Here is a 10,884-nt window from a genome sequence, read left to right on the forward strand (position 1 = left end):
GCCGTGGTGGCCCTGCTCCATCTTCACGGTCTTCGCCCCGAGCGCGCGGGCCAGCATCTGGTGGCCGAGGCAGATGCCGAAGACGGGCTTGCCGCTGTCCACCAGCTTCCGGATCTCGGGCGCCGCGTACTCGCCCGTCGCGGCCGGGTCGCCCGGGCCGTTCGACAGCAGGATGCCGTCGGGCTTGCGCGCCAGGATGTCCTCGGCGCTCGTCGTGGCCGGCACTACCGTCACCCGCGCGCCCAGCGAGCTCAGCGCGCGCAGGATGTTGCGTTTCACGCCGTAGTCGACGACCACGACCTCGTACTTCGGCGTCTCGGCCGCCTTCGCGTAGCCGCCGCCTTCCCAGCTCCACAGCCCCTCTTCGTAGACGAAGGGTTGCAGGCACGAGGCGTCCTTGGCGAGGTCCAGCCCCTCGAGCCCGGGCCAGGCGCGGGCCCTGGCGACCAGCGCGTCCAGGTCGAACCGGCCGTCCGGATCGTGGGCGATCACGCCGTGCGGCATGCCGTGCTCGCGGATCGACCGGGTCAGCGCGCGCGTATCGACGCCGGCCAGGCCGATGACGCCGCGGCGCTGCATCCAGGTCTCGAGATCGGTGTCCGCGCGCCAGTTGGCCGGCCGCGTGGGGACGTCGCGGAAGATCGCGCCGCGCGCCGCGGTCTCGGCCGACCCCGACATCTGCTCGATGTCCTCGACGTTCGTGCCGACGTTGCCCACGTGCGGGAAGGTGAAGGCCACGATCTGGGCCATGTAGGACGGGTCCGTCAGGATCTCCTGGTAGCCCGTCATGGCGGTGTTGAAGCACACCTCGCCCACCGCCTCGCCGGTCGCGCCCACGCCGATCCCCTGCAGGACCGTCCCGTTGGCGAGGGCCAGAACGCCGGTGACGCCGGGCAGCAGGTCGCGGGTCATCGGCAGGGGCTCCTGTTGGGCAAACGGCCGCGTAGCTAGTGACTCGCGGGGGGCGGGTCAATGCGCGACACGATGACCGCCCGTTCTGGTAGGAATTCTATTGTAAATTCCCGTTGGGATTGTAGCTTCCGGGGCAGGGTCTAGGGATCTCCTGAGTGACGCGTAGAAGGTCGAGCACCACGGGTTGGGCCGTGGACGCCGCCGAAGGACCAGTCGCCGCGTTCGCGCGATGGCTCGCGGGATTCTCGCGCCTGATGCCGACGCCGGCCGAGGCCCCGGACAAGCGGGCCGATCAACGCCCCGAACAACGGAACGAGCCGTGGACGCGGCGCCGGGCCGACATCCAGTTCCAGTTCACCCAGGCCGCCCGGATGAACGCCATGGGCGAGCTTGCGGTGACCCTGGCGCACGAGCTGAACCAGCCCCTGGCGGCGATCAACAACTATGCGGCCGCGGCCGAGCGGATCGCCGGCGACGACGCCGAGCTGCGGGACCTGCTGCGCAAGATGGGCGAACAGGCGGCCCGCGCCGCCGAGATCGTGGCCCGCGTCCGCGACGGCGCCCACCGCAGCGAAGTGGCCCTGGCCCCGTTGGCGCTTCCCGAACTGGTCGCCGAGGCGATCGATCTCGCCATGGCCGACATCGCCCGTGAGAGCGTGGTCCTGCACTACGACTTCGACGACCGCGCCTGCGACGTGCTCGCCGACCGGGTGCAGGTGCAGCAGGTGGTCGTGAACCTGGTGCGCAACGCCATGGAAGCCATGCAGGACCTGCCCTGGCGCGAGCTGCGCGTCGGCGCCGCGCCCGACGGCGACCTGATCCGCGTCCATGTGATCGACAGCGGCCCGGGCGTCTCGCCCGGCGTGGCCGCACGCCTCTTCCAGCCCTTCGTCACCGACAAGCCGCAGGGCATGGGCGTAGGCCTCTCGATCAGCCGCGGCATCGTCGAGGCGCACGGCGGCCGGCTCTGGGTCGAGCGCGCCAGCGGCGGGGGCGCGGCCTTCTACTTCACGCTCCGGCGCGCGCCCGAGACGAAGCGCGCCTGCGAGACGCCCGCGCGGCGGCGTGGTACGCGGAGGCCCCGGCCCGCCGGGCCGTAAGGGGGCGCCGCCATGGCCGACAGCTACATCGACCCCGGCCGCGAGGCCTGGGAGGTCTTCAAGGGCCTGCCCCGCGACCAGCCGATCCAGATGCTGAACCTGATCCGCCTGAAGCCGAAGGCGGAATATCCGGAAGGCCACCCCGACCACGGCAAGGACCTCTCGGGCCTCGACGCCTATCGCGCCTACGGCCGCACCACCGCCCACATCTTCGCCCGCCTGGGCGGCCGCCAGGTCTGGGCCGGCAAGCCGCAGGTGATGGTCACCGGGCCCGGTTCCGAGGCCTGGGACATCGCCTTCATCGCCGAGTACCCCACGTCCGAGGCCTTCATCGCCATGGTCCGCGACCCCGAGTACCGCGAACTGGTCAAGCACCGGACGGCGGGCGTCGCCGACTCCCGCCTCCTGCGCCTCGATCCCGTCCGCGACCTCGGCGAGGGCTTCGGGGAATGAGCCCCGACGTGCGTCTCGACCACCTGGTGCTCGGGGCGCCCGACCTCGAAGCCGGCGTCCGCGAGGTGACGGCCCGGCTCGGCGTCGCGCCCGCTCCGGGCGGCGTCCACCCCACGATGGGGACCGCCAACGCGCTGCTGTCGCTGGGCGGCCGCGTCTACCTCGAGGTGATGGCGCCCGCGCCCGGCCAGTCCGAGCCCACCGGCAACGGCCGCCAGCTCGCGGGCCTCGCGGGTCCGACCCTCGGGATGTGGGCCGCTCGGGCCGCCGACTTCGACGCCGTCGCCGCCGCGGCCCGCGCCGCCGGCCTCGCGCCGATGGACCCGGTCCCCGGTTCACGCCGCGCCGAGGCGGGCGAGCTCCTCGAGTGGCGGATGCTCTTCATCGGCGGCCACGCGTTCGGGCGGTTCGTCCCCTTCTTCATCGACTGGCGCGCAACGCCCCATCCGGCCACGACCTCGCCCACGGGTGCGCGCCTGATCCGCTTCAGCGTCGCTCATCCGCAGGCGGCGGAGCTTCGGCATATCTACCAGGCGCTCGGCCTCGACATCGAGGTCGCCGAGGGTCCGGCGCGGATGACCGCCGAGATCGAGGGCGTCAGCGGCCCGGTGGTCTTCTCCGGCCCCTGACCCCGGCCGGAAAACAAGGCAACCCTGTCCTTCCGCTACGGCGGCGCCTGGGCGATGATGCCGCCATGCTCGCGCTCAGACCCAACTGCGAATGCTGCGACCGCGACCTGCCGGCCGACAGCGCGTTCGCCCGCATCTGCACCTTCGAATGCACCTTCTGCGCCGACTGCGCGGACACCCGCCTCCAAGGCCGCTGCCCCAACTGCGGCGGCAACCTCGTGGAGCGTCCCATCCGCCCGGCGGCGGCGCTGGCGAGGTTCCCGGCGTCGACTGAGCGCGTCACCAAGCCCCACAAGGCCTGTGCCGCCTAGTCTAGACACCGTCGCGGGCTCCGCTATGAGCCCGCGCCATGCGCATCACCACGGTCGGCCTCGATGCCGACGACACGCTCTGGCACAACGAGACGATCTTCCGCCTCACGCAGGACCGCCTGCGCGAGATGCTCGCCGACTTCGCCGACCACGAGGTCACCACCGCCAAGCTGGCCGAGATCGAGAAGCGCAACCTGCGGCTCTACGGCTATGGCGTGAAGGGCTTCACCCTGTCGGCCATCGAGACCGTGATGGAACTGACCGGCGGCGACCCGCCCGGCCGGCTGATCGCCGAGATCCTGGCGACCGGCCGCGACATGCTCGCGCATCCGGTCGAGCCGCTCTCGGGCGTGGACGAGGCCCTGCACGACCTGGCCGACGGCTACCGCCTCGTGCTCATCACCAAGGGCGACCTCCTGCACCAGGAGCAGAAGCTGGCCGCCTCGGGCCTGGGCGACCTCTTCGCCGCCGTCGAGATCGTGAGCGAGAAGGATGCGCAGACCTACGTCCGCGTCTTCGACCGCTACGGCACCGGGGCGCCCGAGGCGGTGATGGTCGGCAACTCCATGCGCTCGGACATCCTGCCGGCGCTCGACGCAGGCGCGTGGGGCGCCCACATCCCCTACCCCATCACCTGGGCCCACGAAGTGGCCGAGGCCCCGGCCGAACACCCCCGGTTCACCGAACTCGCCTCGATCGCCGAGTTGCCCGCCTGGGTGCGCAGCCTGGCGTAGCCGGCCTCGGACGTCTCGTCGCCCTTGTCGCAGCCGTCCGCCGAGCAAAGGCCGGCGAGGCGGCTGGCGCAGTACGAGAACATGCGGTCACACATAAGCGTCGAGATCCCGGCGCGGGTGGGGCGGAGACGGCTTGGCCGTGGGCGGAGCTTTGACCATGCGGCGGGCAAGCTGGGCAGTGGCGAAGGTGTCGCGCGACATCCTGTCCAACCGGCTGAGCAATGCGCGTCGCATGATGTCAGGGTAACGCCGCAAACGCCCGATCCGATGCGACAAATCGGACACGCGGGCCGCCGTTTCCGCAGCACCGTTCAGCGAAAACGCCGGTTGATTTCAGCCGCAGACGCAGAAGCCGCCGCGGGGCTCGCGACGGCTTCGTGTCCTTGCCGATGGTGTGGCGGTCAGAGCTTCGAGAGCTTGCCCACGCCGATGACCGGGCCACTGGGACCGTCGGGGTTCTTCGAGCCGCCGGGCGGCTCGAGCGAGACCGCCAGGGCCGCGCCGTCGGCCATCTTGGCCAGCAGCTCGGTCGGCAGCGCGATCACCTTGGCCTTGCCGGATTCCACGAGGCCGAGCGACTTGGGGTTGTCCTGACCGGCGATCAGCCACAGCTCATGCACCTTGTCGCGGTCGGAACCTTCCGGCAGCAGCGAGGTGACGATCAGTTGCTTGCGGTCCGGGTCGTAGGCCGCCACGAACAGCGGCTGAACCCGCGTGTCCTGGCTGACCACGCTGGCGCTCAGCAACTGGCCCTGCGGCTGGACCGTCACTTCCTTGGTGAGGATCGTCGCGGGCTGGTTGCCGACCACGAGCGCGGCCACGAGGGCGGCGGCCGCGGCGCTGAAGCCGCCCATCGCCGAGTTCCGCCAGAAGCGGACGCGGTTCAGGAGCTGGCCGTTGTCGTTGGCCGGCGCCACGCGGTCGTCGTTGGCCGGCAGCCTGCGCTCGATCCGTTGCCACGTGCCCTGTGGGGCCGGGATCGCCGCGATGCTGTCCAGCATCGGCGCGAGACGCTGCCGCCAGGCCTCGACATCGGCGGCGAACGCCGGGTCGCGGGCCATGCGGTTCTCGGCGTCCGCCCGTTCCCGGGCGTCGAGCACCCCCAGCGCGTGTTCCGCGGCGAGGGCTTCGTGTTCGGTGAGGTCCGGAGCTTCGCTCATGACTGGAGGCATCCCTTCAGCTTCGCAAGTCCCCGGCGAATCCAGCTTTTCACGGTGCCCAGCGGCGCATCCATCCGCTTGGCCAACGCTTCGTATGTCACGCCCTCGAAGAACGCCGTCCGGATGACCTTCTCCGTCCTGTCATCCAGCTCGCTCAGGCATCCCTGAAGGCGGTTGCGGTCGTCCGCGGCCGACAACAGCGTCTCCGCGCTGTCTTGCCCGTCCGCGATCTCCAGCTCGTCGACCTGTTCGGCGTAAGCCATGGGACCGCGCGCCCGAAGGCGGTCGATCGCCCGATTCCGCGCGATGGTGCTGACCCACGTCATCACGCTCGCCTTGCCGGCATCGAAACGGTCGGCCCGTCGCCATATGGTGACGTACACGTCCTGCAAAACGTCCTCACTCTCCTCGCGGTCGGAGAGGATACGTAGGCAGACGCCAAAAAGCTTCGCGGACGTCGCATCATAAAGTTGTCGCAGGGCATCGCGCTCACCCGCGGCTATCCGGGCCATGAGCGGATTGAGCAGTTCGGCGGAGGTCGCGGCGGCGGCCAAGGTCGTCCCTATCGTTGTGCCCGCCGATCGGCGAACCGGATATTGCGAAGCTGCCTGCCCCCGCGCCGATGCGCAAGGCTTGCGTGTCGCACGCGCACCGGCGCTCGCGGCGCCCCTGGGACCGTGACGGCCGCACCCGGCGGGCCGGCGGCGCGGGCGGCGAAGGCGACCGGTTTCATCCCGCGGCCGCGAGCGGCGTCAGGCTGTCGCTCGCGCCGCGCGCGAGCCGTGTTCCATGAGGCCCGCGCGCGGGCTATAGCGGCCAGCGGGGTCGGATGGATCAATCTGGGGGACTACTCATGCGACTCCGTACACTCGCGCTGAGCCTTGCGGCGACCGCCGCCATGGGCCTCGGCGCCGCCGCCCAGGCGGCCACCATCACCTTCGACGAACTCGCCCACGACGCTCCGGTGGGCTACGAGGTCTACCATTCGGTCACGAGCGGCGGCTTCCTGTTCGCCAACGACGGGACGGGCCAGGTCCACAACAACAACGAACTCGTCGTCTGGGCGCGCGGCAACGCCTCGAACGCGGACCCCGACGGGGCCACGCTGGCGAACAACTTCCCTCGTTCGATCACCACGGTCACCAAGATCGGCGGCGGCGTCTTCACGCTGGGCGCGATCGACCTCGCCAACGGCCTGAACTCGGGCGGCGGCGGCACGGTGCTGTTCACCTTCTACACGCCGGACGTCGGCGTGGGGGCGTTCTCGGTCGAGACCGAGCTCGTGACGCTCGGCGTCGATCCCGGCCTGAAGACCGTGATCTTCAATCGGACGGGGCTCACGAGCTTCAGCTACGAGCAGCAGAACGGCGCCCTCTTCGTGCAGGTCGACAACGTGGTGGTGGATCAGTTCGCCACGAACGCCGGCGTCCCGGAACCGGGCGCCTGGGCGCTGCTGATCCTGGGCTTCGGCGCGGCGGGCTCGATGCTCCGCCGCGGCCGCGCCATGGCGACCTGACCGCTCAGACGCATCCGACATGAAGAAGCCCCGGCCTCGCGGCCGGGGCTTTTTTGCGTCCGCGCGCCGGTCAGGCCGCGGCCTGAGCCTTCATCGAGGCCTTGCGGGTCGCGGCGCGCTTTTCCTTGGCGCGGTCGAGGCGCTCGGCCTTGCGGGCGTCGGCCTCGTCCTGCAGCGCCGGGAGGAGCTCGGCGGCGGCGGCCTTCTGCTTGTCGTCGCCGGTCTCGGCGAGCCGCTGCGCGTTGGCCAGCAGATTCACGACCTCTTCGTCGCTGAGGGTCGGGATGCGCTCCAGCAGACTCATGTGAACTCCGATCTTCCGGGCGGGATATCCCCGCCCTGTAAGGAGAGAGCCCGAGCGCGCGCTTAGTTGCGTGATTCGTAAGAGAAATTTCGCGGAACAAAAACGCGGCCCGCGACTTCGCCGCCGCCTGCCGTGAAGCGCCCTTGCACGCGCGGTCCTACCCCTCTATTGGGGCGCCTTAACCTGCAACCTGACCGAAACCGGCGGCGCGAAAGCCCGCGCGGCCCGTGCGCGCGAGACACATGCCCAAACGTACCGACATCTCCTCGATCCTGATCATCGGCGCGGGGCCGATCGTCATCGGTCAGGCCTGCGAGTTCGACTACTCCGGCGTCCAGGCCTGCAAGGCGCTGCGCGCCGAGGGCTACCGGATCGTGCTGGTGAACTCGAACCCGGCGACGATCATGACCGATCCCAACGTCGCCGACGCCACCTACATCGAGCCGATCACCCCCGAGATGGTCGAGAAGATCATCGAGAAGGAGCGGCCCGACGCCCTGCTCCCCACCATGGGCGGCCAGACGGCGCTCAACACCGCGCTCGCCCTCGAAGCCAGCGGCGTGCTGGCGAAGTACGGCGTTGAGATGATCGGCGCGAAGGCCGACGTGATCGACAAGGCCGAGGACCGCCAGAAATTCCGCGACGCGATGGACAAGATCGGGCTGGAGAGCCCCAAGTCCAAGGCCGCCCACACGATGGACGAGGCCCTGGAGGGCCTGGAGTTCGTGGGCCTGCCCGCGATCGTGCGCCCGTCGTTCACGCTGGCCGGCACCGGCGGCGGCATCGCCTACAACGCCGAGGAGTTCCGCGAGATCGTGGCCCGCGGCCTCGACCTTTCGCCCACCACCGAGGTCCTCATCGAGGAGAGCGTGCTGGGCTGGAAGGAGTACGAGATGGAGGTGGTCCGCGACCGCGCGGACAACTGCATCATCGTCTGCTCCATCGAGAACATCGACCCGATGGGCGTCCACACCGGCGACTCGATCACCGTGGCCCCGGCGCTGACGCTGACCGACAAGGAATACCAGTGGATGCGCCGCGCCTCGATCGCGGTGCTGCGCGAGATCGGCGTCGAGACCGGCGGCTCGAACGTGCAGTTCGCGGTCAATCCGGCCGACGGGCGCATGGTCGTGATCGAGATGAACCCGCGGGTGTCGCGCAGCTCGGCGCTGGCGTCGAAGGCCACCGGCTTCCCGATCGCCAAGGTCGCCGCCCGCCTGGCCGTCGGCTACACCCTGGACGAGCTGATGAACGACATCACTGGCGCGACGCCGGCCTCGTTCGAGCCCAGCATCGACTACGTCGTCACCAAGATCCCGCGCTTCGCCTTCGAGAAGTTCCCGGGCTCGGAGCCGTACCTCACCACCTCGATGAAGTCGGTGGGCGAGGTCATGGCCATCGGCCGCACCTTCGCCGAGAGCCTGCAGAAGGCGCTCCGCGGCCTCGAGACGGGCCTGACCGGCCTGGACGAGGTCGCCATCGACGGCGGCGACGATCCCGAGATGGGCCATGCGGCGGTTCTGCGCGCGCTGGCGACGCCCACCCCCGACCGCCTGCGCGTCATCGCCCAGGCGTTCCGCGCCGGCCTGACCGTCGACGAGGTCCACGGCGCCTGCAGCTACGAGCCCTGGTTCCTGCGCCAGCTCGAGGCCCTGGTGCGCCAGGAGGAGGCCGTTCGCGCGGAGGGCCTGCCGACCACCGCCGCCGACTTCCGCAGGCTGAAGGCCCAGGGGTTCTCCGACGCCCGCCTCGCCAGGCTCACCCACACCACCGAGACGGAGGTGCGCGAGCAGCGCCGGGCGCTGGGCGTGCGGCCCGTCTTCAAGCGCATCGACACCTGCGCCGGCGAGTTCCGCGCCTCGACGCCCTACATGTACTCCACCTACGAGACCGGCGCGCTCGGCCAGCAGCCCGACTGCGAGAGCGAGCCCAGCGAGCGCAGGAAGGCGATCATCCTGGGGGGCGGCCCCAACCGCATCGGCCAGGGCATCGAGTTCGACTACTGCTGCGTCCACGCCGCCTACGCGCTGGACGAGATCGGCGTCGAGTCGATCATGGTGAACTGCAACCCCGAGACCGTCTCGACCGACTACGACACCTCCGACCGCCTCTACTTCGAGCCGCTGACGGCCGAGGACGTGCTCGAACTGATCGAGACCGAGCGGTCGAACGGCGAGCTGCTGGGCGTCATCGTCCAGTTCGGCGGCCAGACCCCGCTGAAACTGGCCAAGCCGCTGGAGGACGCGGGCATCCCGATCCTCGGCACCAGCCCCGACGCGATCGACCTGGCCGAGGACCGCGAGCGCTTCCAGCAGTTGCTCCACCGCCTGAACATCGCCCAGCCGGTGAACGCCCTGGCCCGCAGCCGCGACGAGGCCTTCGCCGCCGCGCACAAGGTCGGCTACCCGGTGGTGATCCGTCCCTCCTACGTGCTGGGCGGCCGGGCCATGGAGATCGTCCGCGACGACGAGCAGCTCGAGCGCTACATCGCCACCGCCGTCCAGGTCAGCGGCGACAGCCCCGTCCTCATCGACCAGTACCTGAGCCGCGCCACCGAGGTGGACGTGGACGCCCTCTGCGACGCCTCGGGCGAGGTGTTCGTGGCCGGGGTGATGGAGCACATCGAGGAAGCCGGCGTGCATTCGGGCGACAGCGCCTGTTCCCTCCCGCCCTTCAGCCTCAGGGCCGAGACCATCGACGAACTGAAGCGCCAGGCCGAGGCCATGGCCAAGGCGCTGAACGTGCGCGGCCTGATGAACGTCCAGTTCGCGATCGAGGAGCCGCAGGGCGCCGAGCCCCGCATCTACGTGCTGGAGGTCAACCCGCGCGCCAGCCGCACGGTGCCGTTCGTCGCCAAGACCATCGGCGAGCCGGTGGCCGCCATCGCCGCCAAGCTGATGGCCGGAAAGCCGCTCAGCGACTTCAACCTGACCGAGACCCCCTACGACCACATCGCGGTGAAGGAGGCGGTGTTCCCGTTCGCCCGCTTCGCCGGCGTCGACACCATCCTGGGCCCCGAGATGCGCTCCACCGGCGAGGTCATGGGCCTCGACTGGATCCGCCCCGGCGAGGACGCCGGCCCCGCCTTCGCCCGCGCGTTCGCCAAGAGCCAGCTCGGCGGCGGCACGGTGCTGCCGGTCGGCGGCTGCCTGTTCGTCTCGGTGAAGGACGCAGACAAGGCCTGGATCGCCGAGCCGGTGCGCCAGATGATCGAGAACGGCTTCCGCGTGCTCGCCACCGCGGGCACGGCCGCCTATCTCGCCGAGCGCGGCCTCGACGTCGAGGTCGTGAAGAAGGTGCTGGAGGGCCGCCCACACATCGTCGACGCGATGAAGAACGGCGAGGTGCAGCTCGTCTTCAACACCACCGAGGGCAAGCAGTCGCTGCTCGACAGCTTCGAGATCCGCCGCACCGCGCTGATGATGAAGATCCCCTACTTCACCACCACGCCCGCGGCGCTGGCGGCCGCGCGCGCCATCGCCGCAACCGCCGAGGCCCCGCTGGAAGTGCGTCCCCTGCAGAGCTACGCCTGAGCCGCCCCGCCGCGCCCATGACGTCGCTCGAGGCGTGGCCTTGCCGCCGATGACAGGGCGGACCAGCCTTCCTCTGAGCCCGCAAGGATTCCGCCATGCCGCTACGCCACTTCGAAGGTCACGCGGTCCAGCGGATCGGCTGGCTGCGCGCCGCGGTGCTCGGCGCCAACGACGGCATCGTCTCCACGGCCAGTCTCCTCGCCGGCATGGCCGCCGCGGGCCAGGGGCGCAG

The 10,884-nt window shown here is 70.5% G+C and carries 12 protein-coding genes; 8 read left to right on the forward strand and 4 right to left on the reverse strand.

Going from position 1 to position 10,884, the window contains the following annotated elements:
• Positions 1 to 912, reverse strand: a 912-nt coding sequence (locus JNL41_RS15335; RefSeq protein WP_293476396.1) for a carbamoyl phosphate synthase small subunit, incomplete at its 3' end; no start/stop codon positions are given.
• A gap of 254 nt (positions 913 to 1,166) precedes the next feature.
• Here JNL41_RS15335 and JNL41_RS15340 point away from each other — a divergent pair.
• The 5 genes from JNL41_RS15340 (at position 1,167) to JNL41_RS15360 (ending at position 4,139) form a co-directional block, all read left to right on the forward strand.
• Positions 1,167 to 2,012: an ATP-binding protein gene (locus JNL41_RS15340; protein WP_293476398.1), complete on the forward strand. Its 846-nt coding sequence runs from the start codon at positions 1,167 to 1,169 to the stop codon at positions 2,010 to 2,012.
• A 12-nt stretch (positions 2,013 to 2,024) separates the two neighbouring features.
• The gene (locus JNL41_RS15345; RefSeq protein ID WP_293476400.1) at positions 2,025 to 2,465 is read left to right on the forward strand and encodes a DUF1330 domain-containing protein; all 441 of its coding nucleotides are present in this window, start codon (positions 2,025 to 2,027) and stop codon (positions 2,463 to 2,465) included.
• Positions 2,462 to 3,094 carry a VOC family protein gene (locus JNL41_RS15350; protein ID WP_293476402.1) on the forward strand — a complete coding sequence of 211 codons (633 nt, stop codon included), beginning with the start codon at positions 2,462 to 2,464 and terminating at the stop codon, positions 3,092 to 3,094. The genes JNL41_RS15345 and JNL41_RS15350 overlap by 4 nt, the downstream gene beginning before the upstream one ends.
• A 65-nt stretch (positions 3,095 to 3,159) precedes the next feature.
• Positions 3,160 to 3,405: a DUF1272 domain-containing protein gene (locus JNL41_RS15355; protein ID WP_293476404.1), complete on the forward strand. Its 246-nt coding sequence runs from the start codon at positions 3,160 to 3,162 to the stop codon at positions 3,403 to 3,405.
• Between the two features lie 38 nt (positions 3,406 to 3,443).
• Positions 3,444 to 4,139, forward strand: a complete 696-nt coding sequence (locus JNL41_RS15360) for an HAD family hydrolase (RefSeq protein ID WP_293476406.1) — start codon at positions 3,444 to 3,446, stop codon at positions 4,137 to 4,139.
• Positions 4,140 to 4,540: 401 nt separating this feature from the next.
• Here the strand turns inward: JNL41_RS15360 and JNL41_RS15365 are convergent, their stop codons facing one another.
• Together JNL41_RS15365 and JNL41_RS15370 are read right to left on the reverse strand one after the other, a co-directional pair.
• Complete coding sequence (locus JNL41_RS15365) at positions 4,541 to 5,299, reverse strand: anti-sigma factor (protein ID WP_293476408.1); 759 nt, start codon at positions 5,297 to 5,299, stop codon at positions 4,541 to 4,543.
• Positions 5,296 to 5,853: a sigma-70 family RNA polymerase sigma factor gene (locus tag JNL41_RS15370; protein ID WP_293476410.1), complete on the reverse strand. Its 558-nt coding sequence runs from the start codon at positions 5,851 to 5,853 to the stop codon at positions 5,296 to 5,298. Before JNL41_RS15370 ends, JNL41_RS15365 begins: the two co-directional genes overlap by 4 nt.
• A 299-nt stretch (positions 5,854 to 6,152) precedes the next feature.
• Here JNL41_RS15370 and JNL41_RS15375 point away from each other — a divergent pair, with 299 nt between their 5' ends.
• Positions 6,153 to 6,815 (forward strand): PEPxxWA-CTERM sorting domain-containing protein, encoded by a 663-nt coding sequence (locus tag JNL41_RS15375; protein ID WP_293476412.1) that lies wholly within the window; start codon positions 6,153 to 6,155, stop codon positions 6,813 to 6,815.
• A gap of 70 nt (positions 6,816 to 6,885) precedes the next feature.
• On the opposite strand, the gene JNL41_RS15380 is transcribed toward JNL41_RS15375, so the two are convergent.
• On the reverse strand, positions 6,886 to 7,119 hold the full coding sequence (locus JNL41_RS15380) for a hypothetical protein (RefSeq protein WP_293476414.1): 234 nt from the start codon (positions 7,117 to 7,119) through the stop codon (positions 6,886 to 6,888).
• A gap of 242 nt (positions 7,120 to 7,361) precedes the next feature.
• On the opposite strand from JNL41_RS15380, the gene carB reads away from it, so the two are divergent.
• Complete coding sequence (gene carB, locus JNL41_RS15385; protein ID WP_293476416.1) at positions 7,362 to 10,652, forward strand: carbamoyl-phosphate synthase large subunit; 3,291 nt, start codon at positions 7,362 to 7,364, stop codon at positions 10,650 to 10,652.
• Between the two features lie 95 nt (positions 10,653 to 10,747).
• Positions 10,748 to 10,884: VIT1/CCC1 transporter family protein (locus JNL41_RS15390; RefSeq protein WP_293476418.1), on the forward strand; the 137-nt coding region annotated here is incomplete at its 3' end.

It is taken from the genome of Phenylobacterium sp., assembly GCF_016793285.1.
Lineage (GTDB): Bacteria > Pseudomonadota > Alphaproteobacteria > Caulobacterales > Caulobacteraceae > Phenylobacterium.

Bases quoted from the DNA above. Each gene is read 5' to 3' on its own strand.
- JNL41_RS15340 (WP_293476398.1), top strand. From the start codon at position 1,167: ATGCCGACGCCGGCCGAGGCCCCGGACAAGCGGGCCGATCAACGCCCC.
- JNL41_RS15345 (WP_293476400.1), top strand. From the start codon at position 2,025: ATGGCCGACAGCTACATCGACCCCGGCCGCGAGGCCTGGGAGGTCTTC.
- JNL41_RS15350 (WP_293476402.1), top strand. From the start codon at position 2,462: ATGAGCCCCGACGTGCGTCTCGACCACCTGGTGCTCGGGGCGCCCGAC.
- JNL41_RS15355 (WP_293476404.1), top strand. From the start codon at position 3,160: ATGCTCGCGCTCAGACCCAACTGCGAATGCTGCGACCGCGACCTGCCG.
- JNL41_RS15360 (WP_293476406.1), top strand. From the start codon at position 3,444: ATGCGCATCACCACGGTCGGCCTCGATGCCGACGACACGCTCTGGCAC.
- JNL41_RS15365 (WP_293476408.1), bottom strand. From the start codon at position 5,299: ATGAGCGAAGCTCCGGACCTCACCGAACACGAAGCCCTCGCCGCGGAA.
- JNL41_RS15375 (WP_293476412.1), top strand. From the start codon at position 6,153: ATGCGACTCCGTACACTCGCGCTGAGCCTTGCGGCGACCGCCGCCATG.
- JNL41_RS15380 (WP_293476414.1), bottom strand. From the start codon at position 7,119: ATGAGTCTGCTGGAGCGCATCCCGACCCTCAGCGACGAAGAGGTCGTG.
- carB (WP_293476416.1), top strand. From the start codon at position 7,362: ATGCCCAAACGTACCGACATCTCCTCGATCCTGATCATCGGCGCGGGG.